The sequence below is a fragment of the Deinococcus piscis genome (assembly GCF_014653275.1).
Lineage (GTDB): Bacteria > Deinococcota > Deinococci > Deinococcales > Deinococcaceae > Deinococcus > Deinococcus piscis.
Genome location: NZ_BNAL01000006.1, coordinates 1 through 18,757 on the forward strand (window position 1 = coordinate 1; position 18,757 = coordinate 18,757).

General features: G+C 65.2%; 15 protein-coding genes and 1 pseudogene. 11 read left to right on the forward strand and 5 right to left on the reverse strand.

Translation table 11 applies throughout. The features are described 5' to 3' along the window. Positions 1 to 44: 44 nt before the first annotated feature. The 5 genes from IE158_RS03550 (at position 45) to IE158_RS03570 (ending at position 6,331) form a co-directional block, all read left to right on the forward strand. A complete protein-coding gene (locus tag IE158_RS03550; RefSeq protein ID WP_189642303.1) occupies positions 45 to 992 on the forward strand; it encodes a hypothetical protein in 948 nt (315 codons plus the stop codon). A 45-nt stretch (positions 993 to 1,037) separates the two neighbouring features. Further along, a complete protein-coding gene (locus tag IE158_RS03555) occupies positions 1,038 to 2,576 on the forward strand; it encodes a hypothetical protein (protein WP_189642304.1) in 1,539 nt (512 codons plus the stop codon). 341 nt (positions 2,577 to 2,917) lie between these two features. Beyond that, on the forward strand, positions 2,918 to 4,495 hold the full coding sequence (gene malQ / locus IE158_RS03560; protein ID WP_189642305.1) for a 4-alpha-glucanotransferase: 1,578 nt from the start codon (positions 2,918 to 2,920) through the stop codon (positions 4,493 to 4,495). Positions 4,496 to 4,607: 112 nt separating this feature from the next. Beyond that, positions 4,608 to 5,159, forward strand: coding sequence for an isoprenylcysteine carboxyl methyltransferase family protein (locus IE158_RS03565; RefSeq protein ID WP_189642306.1), 552 nt, complete (start codon positions 4,608 to 4,610; stop codon positions 5,157 to 5,159). Further along, positions 5,159 to 6,331 (forward strand): MFS transporter, encoded by a 1,173-nt coding sequence (locus IE158_RS03570; protein WP_189642307.1) that lies wholly within the window; start codon positions 5,159 to 5,161, stop codon positions 6,329 to 6,331. Before IE158_RS03565 ends, IE158_RS03570 begins: the two co-directional genes overlap by 1 nt. A 75-nt stretch (positions 6,332 to 6,406) precedes the next feature. Here IE158_RS03570 and brnQ read toward each other — a convergent pair whose 3' ends face one another. Beyond that, on the reverse strand, positions 6,407 to 7,786 hold the full coding sequence (gene brnQ / locus IE158_RS03575) for a branched-chain amino acid transport system II carrier protein (protein ID WP_189642308.1): 1,380 nt from the start codon (positions 7,784 to 7,786) through the stop codon (positions 6,407 to 6,409). Positions 7,787 to 8,160: 374 nt separating this feature from the next. Next, positions 8,161 to 9,783, reverse strand: coding sequence for a glucose-6-phosphate isomerase (pgi, locus tag IE158_RS03580; RefSeq protein ID WP_189642309.1), 1,623 nt, complete (start codon positions 9,781 to 9,783; stop codon positions 8,161 to 8,163). A gap of 189 nt (positions 9,784 to 9,972) precedes the next feature. Here pgi and IE158_RS03585 point away from each other — a divergent pair. After that, a pseudogene (locus tag IE158_RS03585) lies at positions 9,973 to 10,146 on the forward strand (NUDIX domain-containing protein); the annotation flags it as partial. 179 nt (positions 10,147 to 10,325) lie between these two features. Here the strand turns inward: IE158_RS03585 and IE158_RS03590 are convergent. Continuing rightward, the gene (locus IE158_RS03590) at positions 10,326 to 11,624 is read right to left on the reverse strand and encodes a DUF4127 family protein (protein ID WP_189642310.1); all 1,299 of its coding nucleotides are present in this window, start codon (positions 11,622 to 11,624) and stop codon (positions 10,326 to 10,328) included. Positions 11,625 to 11,676: 52 nt separating this feature from the next. After that, the gene (locus IE158_RS03595; protein WP_189642311.1) at positions 11,677 to 12,120 is read right to left on the reverse strand and encodes a hypothetical protein; all 444 of its coding nucleotides are present in this window, start codon (positions 12,118 to 12,120) and stop codon (positions 11,677 to 11,679) included. A gap of 261 nt (positions 12,121 to 12,381) precedes the next feature. Between IE158_RS03595 and IE158_RS03600 the strand changes: the two genes are divergently transcribed. The 5 genes from IE158_RS03600 (at position 12,382) to hrpB (ending at position 17,678) form a co-directional block, all read left to right on the forward strand. Beyond that, complete coding sequence (locus tag IE158_RS03600; protein WP_189642312.1) at positions 12,382 to 13,398, forward strand: NAD(P)/FAD-dependent oxidoreductase; 1,017 nt, start codon at positions 12,382 to 12,384, stop codon at positions 13,396 to 13,398. An 81-nt stretch (positions 13,399 to 13,479) separates the two neighbouring features. Then, positions 13,480 to 14,106, forward strand: coding sequence for a tetratricopeptide repeat protein (locus IE158_RS03605; protein ID WP_189642313.1), 627 nt, complete (start codon positions 13,480 to 13,482; stop codon positions 14,104 to 14,106). Further along, entirely contained in the window at positions 14,103 to 14,729 is a 627-nt protein-coding gene (locus IE158_RS03610; RefSeq protein WP_189642314.1) for an HAD family hydrolase, read from the forward strand. Before IE158_RS03605 ends, IE158_RS03610 begins: the two co-directional genes overlap by 4 nt. A 10-nt stretch (positions 14,730 to 14,739) precedes the next feature. Then, a complete protein-coding gene (locus IE158_RS03615) occupies positions 14,740 to 15,084 on the forward strand; it encodes a hypothetical protein (protein WP_189642315.1) in 345 nt (114 codons plus the stop codon). An 86-nt stretch (positions 15,085 to 15,170) separates the two neighbouring features. Next, the gene (gene hrpB / locus IE158_RS03620; RefSeq protein WP_229838877.1) at positions 15,171 to 17,678 is read left to right on the forward strand and encodes an ATP-dependent helicase HrpB; all 2,508 of its coding nucleotides are present in this window, start codon (positions 15,171 to 15,173) and stop codon (positions 17,676 to 17,678) included. 99 nt (positions 17,679 to 17,777) lie between these two features. Here hrpB and IE158_RS03625 read toward each other — a convergent pair whose 3' ends face one another. After that, positions 17,778 to 18,719 carry an EamA family transporter gene (locus tag IE158_RS03625; RefSeq protein ID WP_189642316.1) on the reverse strand — a complete coding sequence of 314 codons (942 nt, stop codon included), beginning with the start codon at positions 18,717 to 18,719 and terminating at the stop codon, positions 17,778 to 17,780. Positions 18,720 to 18,757 lie beyond the last annotated feature (38 nt).

The following is an 18,757-nucleotide window of genomic DNA, read 5'->3' on the forward strand; positions in this document are numbered from 1 at the left end:
AGACCTGCTGACCCAGCCTTTTTGCCCACCAGGAGGGGCTGGAAGTGAAGTTGTCACCTACTGAGCGCGAGGCCTACCACCTGTTCGCTGGTCCGAAAATGTATATGCAGGCGCATGTCTACGGCAGTGATATGGAGGATCTGAATCCTGAGCAGGCTCTTGATGTGCAGCACCCTATTCCTGCGGATTATGGCCAGTCTCAACGTTTTGTGGGGTTTCCTCAGAAAGAGGGCATCACAGTGAGTGAATCTGTGATGGATCAGCACAGTGGCCTTATCTCCTACGTCACCGTGTCTGATCTGGCTGCTGAACCCTGGCGTGAAGTGGGACTGCGTGAGAAGGTCACCCTGCGGTTTCCCAAAGCCTATGCCTCCCGTGAGTTCTCTCCCACGTCGGTCACAGCTGTAGCCTCGGACGGCAGTACCTATGTGGCGATGTACACCCATATCACTGAGTACCAAGATCAGGCTCCAGGCATAGCAGGAATCACCAAAATCAAGAATGGCAATGTGGAGTGGCAGGTCTACTGGGATGAGCCCCAGGTGCTGAGATTAGAAGACATTGCTGCCAATGATCAGGGGGTTCACGTGCTGTTTAACCGCTCTATTCACCCTTCCTATCCCCGTCTGGAATCCACCATCTTGTCTTTGGATGCCAGCGGGCAGGTGACCGGCAACCGGGATATTCCCCTGGACGCTCTGCGGGATACCCTGACGCAGGTTGATCCTCTGGACCGGTATTACGTTCTTCCGCCTCTGACCAATCTCAAGGTGGACAATGCTGGCCGTCTGGCTGCGTTCAACCAAAATGCCATTCTCACTGGGACCGTGGGGCAGAGTTTGGAACATTCTTTTGTCCTCAATGACGGTTCGGCAGCGGGCAAAGGCTGGATACACGATGTGGTGTTCCAGGGGGACTATCTGTATGCCGAAGGCATGACGGGTGAGGCCCATTTCCTGCGGCCAATGGATTTCCAGTTGCGGTCACGCTGAGTGCGCTGACTCTAGACCGCTCCACTTGTCACGAAGGAGAATGCCATGAAGAAACTATTTGTTGCTGCGGCCACCTTGGGGTGTTCCCTGATGCTCGCTGCTTGCGGGTCCACGCCTCCTGCCACCGGTCCCGGTCCGGTTGATGCTGGGTCCAGACTGAGCGCAGGCGGATTCATCTTAGAAGGGCGGAAAAACTTCAGCTCTAACCGTGTCACCCTGCCCCAGCCCACAGCGGGGCAGATGCCAGCGCGTCTGGGGGCCCAGGCCCTGACCTCACCTCTACTCGAGTGGACAGGGCCGCAGCTATTCGGGTATAGCATCGCCGATATTGGCGTCAATGCGGGAGGTGATCTCTTTCTGGGACAGAGTGCCTTTGGTATGTACTGGGATGATGCCAACAGGACCTTGCCGCCGCACCTGCTGAAATTTACCTCTACCGGACAGAAGCTCGCTCTTCAGCGCTTCCCATTCGGCACCCAGGGCGGCAGCAATGCAGTTCTCGTGACCGAGGACGGTGCCAAAGAAGAGGTCTACCACCTTATCGACCCACGGGAACCATACTCAGAGGGGCCACAGGCGGAAATCTACGGTACGGATATGCAGAGGCTCAGCAACGGATCCGAAGAGCAGTTTTCGCTTCCCATACAGGGATTTCCAAGTGAAGTCGTCCCGGCCAAACAGGGAATAGCGACCCTACAAATCCTCAGGCCTGAGCAGGGCGGTGCGGGAGGAGTGGACGTCCGCGAACTGGCTTACCGCAGCTGGGGTGAAATAGGTCTGACCCAGCACTATGTCCTGCGCTCGCCAGCGGCTCTCAAGGATGGGACTGTCAGGGCACACCTGGCCTCTGCATCGGACGGCAGCCTCTACCTGCTGACCTCTGTGGATATCCCCAACGAAGAGTGTCATTCTTTCAGGAGTCATTATTTCTCCACCTTGGCTTGTCCCAGTGTTATGGGAGTCACCAAATTCGTGGATGGCGAGGCTGCCTGGCAGGTGTACTGGGAAAGCAGCTCGCCCCAATTGGCCCTGGACCTCTCCGCTTCGGTGCAGGGCGTCAGTATTCTCATGACATCTGGCCATGCACGCGGGGAGCCGTCGGCCACCAGCGCTCAGACGGTCCTGTCCTTCGGTCCGGATGGCTCGGTAAAAGGCAATATCACTTTGCCTATACAGCAGCTTCGCAGCCAGCTTGAGATTCCGGATAAGCCGGGTCTGGCCGATACCGAACGTGTGGTGAGTGCTCCCCTCAACCTGACGCAGGACAATGAGGGACACCTGCTCGCCTACAGCGACAACCTTATCTTGACGGGCACGGTGATGGACGGCTTTGTCCATCACTACCTTATGGATAGCAATGGTGTAGAGACCGCTGTGCCTTTGCCTGCCGAACGCGGATCTATCAATAAAGTTGTGATGCGTGGCGAGTACGTGTACGCCATAGGAACCACCAACAATAAGTTCGGTTCTCCCCAGCCGCCTCTGCTCAACAGCCCTGATGACCTGAACAGGAGCACGGTCCAGGAAAAGACGTTCCTCCTCCCCCTGGACTTTCAGTTGCGGTCACGTTCTGGCCGCAGCTAAGGCCTCTGGTCATGATGGTCCGGTCGCTGGAATGCGGCTGGACCATTTCTTATTGTTCGTCACTCCGCCGGGGCTGGGTATCCCGTTGCGCTCAGAGCCACTTTGCGGGCTGCGCCCCGTCTGGTTGGGGTATGGCTATAGGACCCAGACCAGGTTCCAGCTGGCCGAAAGTCTCTTGCAGACCTGGCCAGTCCTCTCGTGTAAAAGGCCGTGTGCTGCGGCCAGAGTCGCGCCCCCACTTTGCCCCGGCGAATGCTCTAAGCTGTCCCGCAGGTTCGCTGCGCCGGACCACATTTTGCCTTCCTTTACCGCCCAGTTTGCCCTGCACGGAGTGACCCCGCATGACCCAGACCCCTGCCCCCGACCTTTCCAGCATTTCCGATTATGCCAGCCTGCCGGAACACCGCTCCAGCGGCGTGCTGCTGCATCCGACCTCTTTGCCCGGTCCCTACGGCACGGGCGAACTGGGCCACGAAGCCCGGCAGTGGGTGGACTGGCTCCAGGAAGCGGGGCAGACCTACTGGCAGATTCTGCCGCTGGGGCCTACTGGGCACGGCAACAGCCCCTATCAGACGCTGGGGGCCTTTGCAGGCAATCCGCTCCTGATCAGCCTCAGTGAACTGCTGGGCAGTGGCCTGCTGAGCGCCGCCGACCTGCACGCCGCTCCACTGCACCCGGAGCGGGTGGATTTCGACGCGCAGACTGCCTGGCGCAGTGAGCTGCTGTGGACCGCTTACCGCCGCTTTCAGGCGGGTGAAGGCCCGGCGGAGCTGGCAGCAGAGTTCAGCGCCTACAAGGCCGCGCAGGCCCGCTGGCTGGACAACTACGCCCTGTTCCGGGCGCTCAAGGAAGTGCATGGAGGGGCTGCCTGGTTTCAGTGGGCAGCGGAGTACCGCCGCCGCGATCAGGCGGCACTGACCCGCTTTCAGCAAGATCACTTTGACGTGGTGGAACATATCCGCTTTATTCAGTTCCTGTTTGAGCGGCAGTGGCAGGCGCTGCGGGCCTACGCGGGCGAGCGAGGCGTGCAGATTGTGGGCGACCTGCCCATTTTCGTGGCGCTGGACTCGTCGGATGTTTGGGCGCACCAGGACCTGTTTGCGCTGGACGAGCAGGGCCAGCCCACCGTGCAAGCAGGTGTGCCACCCGACTACTTTGCTGCAGAAGGCCAGCTGTGGGGCAATCCGCTGTACCGCTGGGACCGCATGCAGGAGCAAGGCTTTGACTGGTGGGTGGCCCGTTTTGCGCGCAGCCGTGAGCTATACGACCTGATCCGGGTGGACCACTTCCGGGGCTTTGAAGCTTACTGGGAAGTGCCTTATCCCGCCGAGAACGCGATGGGAGGGCGCTGGGTACCGGCTCCGGGCCGCGAATTGCTGGCCGAGGTGCGCCGCCGCCTGGGCGACCTGCCCATCATCGCCGAGGACCTGGGCGTCATTACCCCCAAGGTGGAGGAGCTGCGCGATGAATTCGAGCTGCCGGGCATGGTGGTGCTGCAGTTCGCCTTTTCCGATGAGGATTTCTGGAACAGCCCCTTTTATCCGGCCAACATTGTCCGTAACCGGGTGGTGTACACCGGCACCCACGACAACGACACCACCCTGGGCTGGTGGCGCACGGCCAGCGACCTAGAAAAGCACCATTTCCGGTCCTTTACTGCTTCTGACCCCGCCGAAGACGAGGTGACCTGGCGGATGCTGGGCATCGCCTGGCACAGCCGCGCCCGCGTGGCCATAGCGCCGCTGCAAGACCTGCTGAACCTGGGCACTGATGCCCGCATGAACGTGCCGGGCAGCGCCACCGGGCACTGGGGCTGGCGGGCAGACGCCAGCGCGCTGACCCCAGAGCTGGCGGCACGCCTGCGCGAGCTAACCGAGGAATCTGGGCGACTGGCGGCCCAGGTTCAGGCCGCAGACTAAAGCCCACTGGTTCAGGGCGCTGGCGGGATGAAGCAGCGCCTTTGAGAAGGTCCTGAGTTGGGAGATCAGGACCGCTTTCTTGTGGCCGGTGCGGTGGTCTACTCTGGAGCCTATGCGCCTGCCGTTTGCCCGCCGATTTGCCCCCTACCTGTTCGGCTTTCTGACCGTACAGCGCCTGCTGGAACTGAAGGTCGCCCGCCGCAACGAAGCCTGGGCGCGGGCGCAGGGTGCGCAGGAATACGGCCAGGAGCATTACCCGGCTTTTTTCGTGCTGCACCCGAGTTGGATGCTCTTTACCTTGCTCGAAGGCCGCCAGAACCGGGGCCGGGTCAGCCTGCCCGCCCTGCTGCTGTTCGTGCTGGCGCAGCCGCTGCGCTACTGGGTGATTCGCACACTGGGCCGCTACTGGAACACCCGCATCCTGATCGTGCCGGGTGGGGAGCGGGTGCGGGGCGGGCCATTTCGCTACCTGAAGCATCCCAACTACGCCGTGGTAGCGCTAGAAATTGCCTCCGCGCCGCTGGCGGTGGGGGCCTGGCGCACCGCCCTGGCCTACAGCGTGGTGAACGCCGCGCTGCTGCTGCTTGTGCGCATTCCTGCCGAGGAAGCGGCGCTGCGTGAGTATGCCCGTGAGGCGTCCCAGGGCGGTAGACTGCCTGGCTGATGCCCCCCACCTCTGCCACTGCCCGAGTGTCTCAGCAGACGGCTGCCGTTGCCGTCGCAGTGACCGCGGGTCACTTTATCAATGACGCTTATGGAGCCATGCTCACCCCACTGCTGCCAGAACTGCAAAGCCGCTTTGCGGTGAGTACCGCCGCCGCCACCTTTCTGGTGAGTGCCCACAGTCTGACCGGCAGCGTGCTGCAACCGCTGCTGGGCGTGATCGGGGAGCGGGTGGACCGCCGCGTCACCGCCGCGCTAGGCCCGCTGCTGACTGCCGTGGGCCTGTGCTTTATGGGCTATGTGCCCTGGTTCGGGGCGTTGGTGTTGCTGGTGGCGGTGGCTGGGCTGGGCAGCGGCTTTTTCCATCCCAGCGGGGCCGCCTACATCGCCACCAACTCGCCGCGTGACAAGCGGGGCCTCTGGGCGTCCATCTTTAGCGCGGGGGGCACGGGTGGGGCCGCGCTGGGGCCGGTCTTTGCGGCTCAGGGGCTGGATACGCTGCCGTATTTTGCCGCGTTCGGTTTCCTGACCGCTGCGCTCACCTATGCCGTGACTCCGCCCGCAGCCCCGCCCGCCCGAAAAGCGATGCGCCTGGCCGACTACCTCGCCATTTTCCGTGGGCCGATTGTGCCGCTGTGGGGCATGGCGGTGCTGCGCTCGCTGGCGTCTATGGGCTACAACACCATGTTGCCGTTTATCCTGCTGGGCCGGGGCTTCAGCATGCGCGAGGTGGGGTTGGCACTCGGCCTGTACGCGGTGGCAAGTGCGGTGGGCGGCATCATAGGCGGGCGCATCAGTGACCGCGTGGGCCGGACGCCAGTGCTGCGGGCAGCTATCGGGGCCACCATTCCCTTTTTCATCATCCTGATTCTGAGTGACCCCGGCGACCTGTGGTTCTATCCACTCACGTTCCTGATGGGCGCGTTCGTGAATGCCAGCGTGCCGGTAGGCGTGGTCACGGCGCAGGAATACCAGCCGGGGCACGTGGCCATTGCCAGCTCCATCATGATGGGATTTTCCTGGGGGTTTGCGGGCCTGCTGATCTTTCTGGTGGGGGCGCTGGCTGACTTGACCACCCCCACTGCGGCGGCCATCGCTGCGATTTTGCTGCTGCTGCCCAGCGTGTGGCTGGCCTTCCGCTTGCCGGAGCCGGAGCGGGCGGAGCTGGTCTAGCCGTCAAGCGTGTCCTCCTGACTTCAAGAGGCCAGGGCCGCTGTTCGCTTGGATTCTGAGTTCTGGAGTTTGGGGCTAGGCCCTGACGCGCTCCGCGTCGCTGAAGCTGCTTTCCCCCGGCGAGGCCGAATCGGCCAAGCTGATTCGCTCACTGCGTCCGCCCAGCAGCCAGCCGAGGCCCAGGCCCGCCAGCATGAAAGGCAGCCATTCCAGCGACTGTGCGCGCAGGGGAAGAGTCTCTATCCAGGGCAAGCTCAGCCAGCCGTTGCCCTGGGCTGAAGTGAGCAAGCTGATCACAGTCACGGCAGCGACAGCCAATTGCCAGCCGAGGCGCGGCGTGGCGACAAAGCGGGCCAGCAAAATCAGCAGCATCACGCTGATGGTGATGGGATACAGGATGACCAGCACCGGCACACTCACGCTGATGATGGTGTTGAGCCCCTGGTTGGCAATCAGCAGGCTGAACAGTGTCAGGGCCATCACGGTGAGGCGGTAGTTCAGCTTGGGAAAGGTGTCCACCAGGTACTCGCCCACCGCCACCAGCAGGCCCACGGTGGTGGTCAGGCAGGCCAGCGTCACGATCAGGCCCAGCAGGGTGCGCCCAAAAGGGCCGAATGCCTCGTTGGCGATGGTGGTCAGCAGGTAGGTGCCCAGGTTGGTTCCGCCCGCCTGGAGTGAGTTCAGGGTGTCGCTGCTCAGCGGCATGTGGGCCCCGGTCCAGCCCAGCGCCATGTACACCAGCCCCAGAAAAAGAGCGGCAATCGCACCTGCTGTCGCCGTTTGCCGCAGCAGTGCGGGGCCAGAAGCTGCGCCTTTGCTCTGAATCGCTCCCAGCACCACCACCGAAAAAGCCACGGCGGCCAGGGCGTCAAGCGTCTGATACCCGGCGGTAAAGCCTGCGAAAAAGGCGTGTCCATCTGCGTAAGCGGCAGCGGGCGCGGCAGGGGTGTGGCCGCTGAGCAGCATAAAAGCCCGCACAATCAGCACCAGCAGCGACAGCAGCAGCGCGGGCGTCAGCCACTCGCCGATTCGGTCTACCATGCGTGAGGGATTCAGGCTGAGCCACAGGGCCAGCCCGAAATAGCCCAGTGTCCATAGCAGCAGTGACGTGCCGCCCGCATTGCCCAAAAAGGGCACCAGGGCCATTTGGTAGGCGGTGGCCCCGGTGCGGGGAATGGCGAACAGGGGGCCAATGGTGAGATAAATGGCCGTCAGGAACACCAGGCCAAAGGCAGGGTGAATCCGGCGCAGGGCCTCGGCGTAGCCGCCAGGGGCCAGCGCACCGACCACGATGCCCAGCAGCGGCAGGCCCACGCCGGTCAGCAGAAAGCCGAGCATGGCCGGAGCGTAGGCCGCGCCACTCTCGGAGCCCAGCTGCGGCGGGAAAATCAGGTTGCCTGCCCCGAAAAAGATGGCGAACAGCATAAACCCGACGGTGAGCGAAGTTCTGAGCATAGATAGAGTCCTGACGAGAGAAACTTGGAATGGGAGCTCATCCTCGAACGCTGATGAAGCTGGGACTGCGGGGACAGTGCAGTGGCAGGAAGTTAGTGGGAAGTGCTGCCCTGGCCCCCTCACATCTGTAGCCGGGCAGTGGCCATGTCCCCAGCAAGAAGCCAGTGGCCCTGCGGTCTACGCGCTGGCCAGACGCCAGAGCAGGGCCAGGGGGAGCAAGGGAGTTCAGGGCCAGCCAAACGTGACCCCCGGCCCTGCAATAGGCCGGAGGATACCCAATGCCAGCGCAGAAAACAACCACTGCGCCGGGCTTTATGCGCTTTGGAAACTGGAGAGGCTGGGGAAGATTTATGGATGTCAGGTGGGGATTGGCCTCAGCGCTCGCGGCGATACCAGCGGATCAGGGCATTGGTGGACGAGTCGTGGTGCAGGTCCTGCTCGCCGCTCAACTCCGGTGCGATTCTCTGCGCCAGTACTTTGCCCAGCTCTACGCCCCACTGGTCAAAGGAATTGATGTCCCAGACTGCGCCCTGCACAAAGACTTTGTGTTCGTACAGCGCAATCAGCGCACCCAGGCTGCGCGGGGTCAGGTCGCGGGCCAGCAGGGTAGAGGAGGGACGGTTGCCCGCAAAGGTCTTGTGTGGCACCAGCGTCTCAGGCACGCCGTCCCCGCGCACCTGCTGGGGCGTCTTGCCGAACGCCAGCGCCTCGCTCTGCGCGAAGACGTTCGCCATCAGCAGGTCCTGGTGGGTCTGGCCTTCGCCGGCAGGCAGCGGGGTCAGGCTGCGGGCAAACCCGATAAAGTCGCAGGGAATCAGCCGGGTGCCCTGGTGAATCAGCTGGTAAAAAGCGTGCTGACCATTGGTGCCCGCCTGCCCCCACACAATGGGGCCGGTGTCATAGCCGACCTCAGCGCCGCTCAGGGTCACGTGTTTGCCGTTGCTTTCCATGTCCAGCTGCTGCAAGTAGGCCGGAAAAGAGCGCAGATACTGCGAATAAGGCAGCACTGCCAGCGAGCAGGCCCCCAGGAAATTCTGGTTCCAAATGCCGGTCAGGGCCATCAGCACCGGCAGGTTCTGCTCCAGCGGCGCGGATGCAAAATGGCGGTCCATGTCGTGCATGCCGTCCAGGAATTCGCGGAAGTGCTCTGGGCCGATGGCAATGGTCAGGCTCAGGCCGATGGCGCTGTCCAGGCTGTAGCGTCCGCCCACCCAGTCCCAGAACTCGAACATATTGGCTGTGTCTATGCCGAATTGCCGCACTTCATCGGCGTTGGTGCTGACGGCCACGAAGTGCCGCGCCACCGCCGCCTCGTCCCCCAGGGCATCCAGCAGCCAGCGACGGGCAGTGTGGGCGTTGGTCATGGTCTCCAGGGTGGTAAAGGTCTTGCTGGAGACGATAAACAGGGTGCTGGCCGGGTCAAGGTCCCGCACTTTTTCGGCAAAGTCGCTGCCGTCCACGTTAGATACGAAGCGCACGGTCAGGTTCCGGTCACTGTAGTGTTCCAGCGCCTCGTACGCCATGACCGGCCCCAGGTCGCTGCCCCCAATCCCGATATTCACCACGGCGTGGATGGGCTCGCCAGTAAACCCGCGCCACTCGCCGGAGCGCACTTGCCGGGCAAAGTCGGCCATGCGGTCCAGCACCGCGTGAACCTGGGGCACCACATTCTGCCCATCCGCGCGGATATCGGCGTCACGGGGCGCACGCAGGGCGGTGTGTAGCACGGCGCGTCCTTCGGTCACGTTGATTTTTTCGCCGCGCAGCATGGCGTCCCGTCGCTCCTCCACACCGCACTCGCGGGCCAGGTCCAGCAGGGCGTTCAAGATGGCTCTGTCCAGGCGCTGCTTGGAGTAGTCCAGATACCAGCCCGCTCCCTCGGCAGCGTACTTCTGGCCGCGCTCCGGGTCGTCAGCGAACAGGTCACGCAGCGTCAGCTGGCGCTCGGCGGCCAGGGTCGTGAGGGCTTTCCAGGCGGCAGTGTCGGTGGGTTGCATAGGTCCAGCATAGTAGGGACGCGCTGATCCCATCTCAGGCTGAGAGAAGCCTTAAAGCAGTTCTCTACTCCGGAGCCCGGCAAGCTGGGTGCTGGGGGCGGGAAGAACCCTTCCGGGGCACGCCATTTTTGGCCTGATGGGCCGTGCCATTCCACAACTCGCTAAGCTGAGCAGACGGAAGATGACAGCGCTGGGCTACGGCACCTGCCTGACGGAAAGGTGGAGCCGGGCGAAAACCCTCAGGACGCGGCGGTGTGTGAAGCCTGGGAGGAAACTGGGATGCGCGTGCAAATCGTCAACTTTCTAAATACTCGTGCCTCCCGTCACCGGGACGGTGGCCTGATACTGCCTTCTGTCTGGTAGCCGAACCGCTTCCAGGTGAGGAGCTTCAGGCCGCGCACCTAAGCGAGGTCGCGGACGCCCGCTATTTCACCCGCGCCCAGGTGGCCGACCTCTGCGCATGGGGGGAGCTGCGGGCGTATACCACCCCGCTGTTCTAGGGTGAGGCCCTGGCGGCTCGGGCCTCGCTGGACCTTGCTCTCTTACTCCACGGGAGTCAGGTCAAAGTCCCACTCAAACGAGCGGCCCCAGGGCAGGTTGACCTGTTCCAGCCCGTATTGCCCGCCGAGGTTGAGCGGGAAATACTCGGCGGCCAGCTCCATTAGCTTGGCCTGGGCGGCGGGAGTATTCATCTCAGCTTCGGGAATGGCAGCGCGTAGGGCTGCCCGCAGGCGAGTGGAATAAATCAGGTCGTTGGCGTATTCGCGGGCCAGCAGGGCCTTTTGCCGCTCTGGATCTACGCCGTCTAAGGACAGCTTGGCGTGGGCCAGCGCCGAGCCGAGGTTGTTGCCAGGAGTGCCCCAGGCCGCCAGCGCGGTCAGGTTGGCGTCGCGCTTCAGGGTGCCCAGGTCTTGCCACAGTCGGGTGTTGCCCAGGTTGACCTTTTCTACGTCCACCACAGCTACGGGGCCACGGCGCAGCAGGGCCGAAATAGCAAGCGCGGCCTGGCGTGGGTCGCCGCCATTAAACACGTACACAGTCATGTCGGCGCTTTGGCCCTGCTGTGCCATGCGGAACCCTGCGGCTTCGGCATGGTTTTCTACGCTCTCGGTGAGCGGAATGCCCTCGTACTTGATGACTTCCTGGGCCAGTTTGGGGTCAGAGTACACGGCCTGAAGTGTCTTGGGCGCGGGCGACAGGGCGCGGGCACTGAGCAGGGCCAGCACCTCGTCGGCACCGGGGTAGACCCGCACATTGTTCGGGGCGACCTCGGCGGCAAACTGCGCCAACTTGGCCCCTTCAGCAGGAGCCGGGCTGCCGGGCAGGGCGTCGTCCCAGGCGATATGCAGCTCCTTAAACACCCCAGCGGCGGCCCAACGGGTCAGCAACTGGGCTGCCGCGTAGTTGCGCTCCCGGTCTACCGCGTCGGGATGGCGCGGAATGGTGATAAAGGCGTAGACCGGACGCCCGGTTTCGCGCTGCCACTCCCGCAGCGGCAGCAGTCGGCTGCGGACCCGCGCCGCCGAATCGGTGCTCTTGCGTGACTGAACCAGCCCGCCGTAAGCCAGGGCGTCCAGGGCCACGATCAGCGGCTCGTCAGCGGCTCCGGCTCCTTCGGTGCGCAGCCACTCCAGCAGCCGGGCCGGGTCTGCGCCTTGCTGCGCCGTGCCCAGCAGGTCACGCGGGACCACTTTGAGCGTGTCGCTCTTTAGGCCAGCAATTGCCGCAGGCAGGCGGCTGGTAGCAGGGCGCGAGTCCATCGGAATCAGTGTCTGGGCCTGGGCAGGTAGGGCGGCCAGCAGCAGGCCAGCACTCAGGGCCAGCGGAAATATACGGCTCATGTGTTCAGCTTAGGCGGCGCACATGATACCCATCTGAAGCAGCTCTCGCGGTTTAGTCCTTCTGTACGGTCGTTTGCTCGTCACGCAGCCAGAAGTTGCGTCCGGCGCTGTCCTGCATCCGCACGACCACCTGCACATTCTCGCCCGCCCGCAGACCCTGTGCAGGGCCCCGGCCTTCAATCACGCGGCAACCGGCACCGCAGCTGCTGGCGCGCCACTGGCCTGCCGCTTGCCAGACACCGCCCTGGGTGACCAGATACACCGAAAGCACATTCAGCGGCAGGGCGCTGGCCGAGCTCTGCACCTGCACGCGGGCGCTGAGTTCATTGCCGCTGAGCACCGGGCGGGCCTGAGCGCTCAGGGTGCGGCCTGCCAGGCTCAGGGTGGTGGGGGTACGCAGCAGTTCTCCTGCGCTCGGGCCTGCTTGGCTCACGCTGCCACAGGCGCTGAGGGGCAGAGCCAGAGCAGAGAGGAACAGGGCAGACTTGGCCTTCATGTGAAGCATCTTAGAGCAGTCTGGTTAAAACTCTCTGACAGAAGTCCTGCTTTATGAGAAGAAGGCTGGCCTGAACATCCGCAAGTGCGGCTTAATGCCCACTGGCTGGGCCTCCGTGCGCGTGGCCTTCATAATGGCCTCAATGATTGCCCCCCCTTTATTTGCCTCAATGATTCACCTTGACGCGCCGCTGGCCTTGCGCTCCTGTCCCCCTGCTCCTCCCGTCCCACTGGCGTTCTGGCGGGCTGTGTGGAGCTGGCTATGACCCCAGCTGAATCCCCTGAAGCTGGCCCTTCGCAGGCGGCGCTGGAAGCTGCCGTTCAGCGCTCAGCCGACACCTACGACGCTGTGATTATCGGGGCCGGACCGGCTGGACTGAACGCTGCGCTGGTCTTGGGCGGTGCCCGGCGGCGGGTGCTACTACTTGATGGCGGCCCGCCCCGCAATGCCCGCGCCCAGGCGGCCCACGGCGTCTTTACCCGCGACTGCACGCCGCCCACCGACCTCAAGCGTATTGGGCTAGAGCAGCTGGCCCCCTATGACGTGACCGTGCGCCCCGAAGCGGCGCGGCAGGTGCGCGAATTCAGGGAAGGCTTCGGCGTGCAGCTGGCCACCGAATGGGTGACGGCCCGCCGGGTGCTGTTTGCCAGTGGCGTACAGGACGTGCTGCCGCACATCAGCGGGCTCAAGGAGCGCTGGGGCCGCACAGTTCACCACTGCCCCTACTGCGACGGTTGGCCCAACCGGGAAGCGGCGCTGGCCGTGCTGGGCAGCCACCAGGAAGGGCACCACTTGGCGCTGAGTATGCAGAACTGGACCGACCACCTCACCCTGCTGACCGACGGCCCCGACGAGCTGACGCCCGAGCAGCGCCGTGACCTGGCACGGCTGAACATCACCCTGGACACCCGGCCTATCCTGCGGCTTTCGGGTGAAGACGCGCTGACGGTGCATTTCCACGGCGGGGACACACTGGCCCTGGAAGGCATGTTCCTCAATCCCACCCAGGGGCAGCGCAGCCACCTGCCCGCCGCCCTGGGCCTGGAAATGGACGCCAAAATGCGCGTGATGGTCAACGAACACGGCATGACCAGCCTGCGCGGCGTGTGGGCAGCGGGCGATATGACCGGCGCCCCGCAGTATGTGATGAGCGCGGCGGCCAGCGGCATGGTGGCGGCGGTGAGCCTTAATTCCACCCTGATTCACGAGGATGTGCGCGAGTTCGGCGCTGCTTTTCACGAGTCTCCGGATGAAGCCCCCGGCGTGGGCGAGGCGTAATGCTGTGTCGCTGGCGCTGGCTAAACCGTTCGGGGCAGGGCGGCAGGGCGGTCCAGCCGCCATTCTGGATAAGCTGACCGCATGACTCCTGAACCGTCCACGACCACCCGGCAGGCTTGGCAGCTGATCGAAGCGGGAGCCCATGACGACGCCGCCGAGCTGCTCGCCACTGACCCTTCCGAAGAAGCGCGAACTGCTCTGGGGTACGCCTACACCTTCACCGGACGCTTTGACGAAGCCCGCGCCGTGTACCGGGCGCTGTGGAAGGGAGCGCAGGGCCAGCCGGGAGCGCACCGCTTCCTGCACCAGCTGGGAATGGTGGAGCGGGAAGCGGGCGACCACGCTGCTGCACTGGCCCTGTTTGAGCAGGAGCAGAAGCTGATAGAGCGCGAGGGCCTGGGGGCCCTGGAACGCGCCGTCAACGGCTATGAGCTGGCCGTCTGCCGTCATGCTCTGGGACAGGAGCGCGAAGCCCACGCTGCCCTGGCCGCTGCTTTTGCCGAAGCAGTCACGGCGGACGACCCCACCACGCTGGGCTGCCTCTGGCGGGCGGCGGGTGATTTTGCCCAGACCGAAGACCGTGCTGAGGCGGCCCAGGACGCGTACACCAACGCCCGAAGCTGTTTTGAGCGGGCGGAGTATGCCGCTGCCGTGCAGGAGATAGACACCCGCCTGAGCGCGCTAGGCACGGCCACTCCCGAAGCGTGAAAGCCGCCTTGTTCGACCTGGACGGCACCCTGCACGACCGCACCGCCACGCTACGGCACTGGCTGCCAGGCCACCTGCGCCGCTTTGGGCTGCCGCCGGAGTACGCAGCCCGCTTTGCAGAATTGGACGATTTCGGCTACCGCTCCAAGCGGGAGGTGTTTCCGCAGTTGGTGCAGGAATTTGGCCTGGAATGTGACTCGCAGGTGCTCTTTGATGACTTTGGGGGACATGTCCAGCAGGCTGCTCCCATGCCTCATGCAGCCAACGTGCTACGCGAATTAAGGAAAAATGGTGTGGCGCTGGGATTGGTGACCAACGGTTGGCCGCAGCCGCAGCGGGCGGTCCTCGCCGCCTGCGGGCTGGCCGACTTCTTTGACGCGGTGGTGGTGAGCGGCGAAGTCGGGTTGGCCAAGCCTGACCCGCGCAGCTATCACCTCGCCCTGGACGCCCTGGGTATCGCCCCAGCCGCCGCCTGGTTTGTGGGCGATTCGCCCCGCAACGACATCTGGGGACCGCAGCAAGTGGGAATGCGGGCGGCCTGGCTCCCCACCGGCCACCCGCTGAGCGGCCAGCGCCCTGACGCCACTTTGTCTGACCTACGCGGCGTGCTGCACCTGCTTTAATATTCCCTGCATGCCCGTCTCCTGTAGGCCCAGTGCGCCCAACGACCCTGAACTCCTGCGCGACTTCACCCGGTTGGTGCCGGTGGGCCGCAGCCTGGACGGGGTGCTGTGGCTGGAAGTTGGGGTGGTGTCCTGGCCTACGCCCCACACGCCGCAGCTACACTGGGAGCCGCTGCAATCTCTGCCCGCCCACGCCAGTGCTCAGGCGGTGACACAGGCCCGGCACGCTGCGCTGCACGACCCGCGCTACTTTGCCCTGTGTGGGCGGTGCGGTCAGCGCCGTCCCCAGGGCTGGATGCATGACGGCGACCTGTGCCAGAGCTGCGCTGAGCGGTGGCTGGGCGTGGTTCACTGAGCCTGCCGGATAAGTTGCAACTCACATGCTGTCCAGACCGACACTGGGGCGCTCGCCTCACACCCCTCCTAGAAAGTGCTGACCCTGTGATCGAACCCCTGCCTGCCCTTCAGACCCTGCCAGAGCTGCGCGCCGCGCTGGCTGCCCATCCTTTGGCGCTGCTGCAAGCCCCCCCCGGTGCCGGCAAGTCCACCGCGCTGCCGCTGCATTTGCTGGATGAACCCTGGCTGGAGGGTCAGCAGGTGCTGCTGCTGCAACCGCGTCGGGTGGCTGTGCGCGGGGTGGCGGCGCGGCTGGCGGCCTCGCTGGGCGAGAGCGTAGGGGAGACGGTGGGCAGCCGGGTGCGCTTTGAATCACGGGTGTCGGCCCGCACCCGGCTAGAAGTCATCACCGAGGGGATCCTCACCCGGCGGCTTCAGCGCGACCCGGAGCTGTCCGGGGTGGGGTTGGTCATCCTTGACGAGTTTCACGAACGCAGCCTGAACGCTGACCTGGCACTCGCCCTGCTGCGTGAGGTGCAGGGGGCGCTGCGGGGCGACCTGCGCGTACTGCTGATGTCGGCCACCTTGGACGAGTCCTTGCCCGCCCGGTTGAATGCGCCACTGATTCGCTCTGAGGGGCGGGCCTACCCGGTTGAGCTGCGCTACGCTGCCCAGGAACCGGCGGGCCGCACTGGGCCAGCCGTGGCCGCTGCCGTGCGCCGCGCCCTGACTGAGGAGACGGGCGACGTGCTCGCCTTCTTGCCCGGCGTGGGCGAAATCCGCGAAGCCCAGGCCGCGCTGGCAGGCGTAGACGCCGCCGTGTATCCGCTACACGGCAATCTTCCCCCAGCCGAGCAAACCCGCGCCCTGCTGCCAGACAGCGGAGGACGCCGGCGGGTGATTCTGGCGACCTCCATTGCCGAAACGTCACTCACTATCGAGGGAGTGCGGGTGGTGGTGGACAGCGGCCAGCGCCGCTCTCAGGCGTATGATCCCGGCACTGGCCTAAGTGGGCTACGCACGGGCCGCGTGACCCGCGCCGAAGCCGAGCAGCGGGCCGGACGGGCTGGGCGAACTGGGCCGGGCGTGGCCTACCGCCTGTGGCCAGAGCGCACCCAGGCCCTGCTGGCCGCTGACCGCCCCCCTGAACTTCTGGCTGCCGACCTCGCCCCGCTGCGGCTAGAGCTGGCCGCCTGGGGCGTAACCGAACCGGGGGCCCTGGAGTGGTTGGACGTTCCACCGGCTCCTGCCTGGGCTGCTGCGGGCGAACTGCTGCGCGGCCTGGACGCGCTGGATAGCAGCGGGCGCATCACCCCAGCGGGACAGGCCTTGCTGCACTTTCCCACCCATCCCCGGCTGGCGCACCTGCTGGCTGCGGCCCCTGATCCGGCCCTGGCCGCCGACGTGGCTGCCCTGCTGGAAGAACGCGGTCCCCGCCAGGAGGGCGCTGACCTGACCGAACAGGTTAACCGGCTCCGGCAGGCCCGCGCAGCCGGGCGGCTGGAGGCCTGGGCCGGAGCCGAACGACTCTCGCAGCAGTGGCGTCGCCTGCTGGACACTGCCCCAGATGACCGTCCCGCTGACCCCTATGCAGTGGGCCGTCTGCTGGCTCTGGCCTACCCGGAGCGGGTGGCCCTGGCCCGTACAGAGGTGGCGCGCGCAGAGGTGGCCCGTGCAGAAGGTGCAGGCCGTTTCCTGCTGGCGGGTGGGCAAGGAGCCGAGCTGCCGCCCGGCGACGACCTGAGCCGTGAGCCCGCCCTGGCGGTGGCCCACCTGGACGGCGCGGCAGAAGGTAACCGCCGGGGGCCAGAAGGCCGCATTTTTCTGGCCGCCCCGCTGCACCGCCGTGACCTGCTGGCGGGCGCGGCCTGGGTGCCCCGCACCGAGTGGGACGCCCGCACTGGCCGCCTGCTGGCCCAGGAAGAACTGCGCCGGGGCGCACTGGTGCTGGACACCCGCCCGCTGCCGGTCAGCGACCCGGTGGCCGGAGCAGCAGCGGTGGCGGCGGCCGTTACTCGCGAAGGGCTGCACCTGCTTACCTTTTCCCCCGAAGCCCAGGCGCTCAGAAACCGGGTGCTCTCGCTGCGGGCGTGGCGCCCAGAAGAGGACTGGCCCGACCTGTCGGACACCGCCTTGCTGAATACCGCAGGGGAGTGGCTGGCTCCTTTCCTCGGCGGCATTCGCAGCCGCGAGACGCTGGCCCGCTTGGACCTGTTACCCGCCCTCCAAGCACAGTTGCCCTGGTCGCTGGCGTCACAGCTGGATGACTTGGCTCCCACCCACCTCACCGTGCCCAGCGGTTCGCGCATTCGGCTGGAATACAGCCCGGACGGTGGCCCACCTGTCCTGGCGGTCAAGTTGCAGGAGCTGTTCGGTCTGCAAGACACGCCCGCAGTGAACGCGGGCCGCACTCCAGTGCTGCTGCATCTGCTTTCGCCAGCCCGCCGCCCGGTTCAGGTGACGCAGGACCTGCGCTCGTTCTGGGCGAGTGGTTACTTCGAGGTGCGCAAGGACTTGCGGGGCCGCTATCCCAAGCATCCCTGGCCCGACGACCCGGCCAGCCACATTCCGACAGCCAAGACCAAGCGGGCGCTGGAGCGGGAGCGAAAGTAGCGGGTGATCTGGTTTGGGTTCCGGGGGCTGTAGGGCTGTATCCTTGCAAGATCAATCACCCCTCGCCGTCCATGCCGCGTCGCTGAGCCCGCTGACAGACTACGGCTTTTGCCGCTTCTCACGTAGGCTCTCAAACCACCGGCGGCGCCGTTGCCAGCGCAGGGTGTTGGCGCTGGGTTCCGGCTGCTCGCGGCTTTGGTTGGTCAGGGTCATCCCTGCGCTCGCTGTCATCACGGCGATGAGGGCCAGCCACTGCACTGGTGTCAGCGTTTCGCCTAGCAGCAGCAGTCCCGCAACAGCCGCAATTGCAGGTTCCAGGCTGCTCAGCACCCCAAACACTTTGGCGGGGATGAATTTCATCGCCTGCATTTCCAGGGTGTAGGGCACGGCGCTGCTGAGCAGGGCCACGCCCAGCCCTGCCAGCAGTACGCCCGGCGCGAACAGGCCTGTGCCCGCCCCGGCCAGCGCAAACGGCAGGGTGACGGCGGCGGCCACCCACATGCCCGTGGTCACGCTGAGGGTGCCCGACAGCTCGCGGCTCACCCGGCTGCCCGCCAGGATGTACAGCGCCCAGAAGAACCCGGCCAGCAGCGCAAAGCCGATGCCGACGGGGTCCAGGCCCTGCATGTCTCCGCGTGGGGCCATCAGGCCAATTCCGGCAGCGGCCAGCAGCACCCACAGAAAGTCAGCCGGGCGGCGTGACAGCAGCAGCGACAGCACCAGCGGCCCGGTAAATTCGATTGTGACCGCCACGCCCAGCGGCAGCCGGGCCAGCGCCGCATAAAAGGCCAGGTTCATCAGGCCCAGGGCCAGGCCGTAGGGCACGATCAGCCGCCACTGTGCCGGCGTGATACCGCGCCAGTTGGGCCGGAACAGCAGCGAAAGCAGCGCGGCGGCCAGCACCACCCGCAGGCCCGCCGTGCCCATCGGCCCGACCTGAGGGAACAGTCCCTTGGCAATCGCCGCGCCTCCCTGAATGGTCAGCATGCCGGCCAGCAGCATGAGCAGGGGAGGAAAGCGGGGCGGTGTCTGAGGGGTCATGGCCGCGATGCTAGAGCATTTGGACGCACTCGCCCACC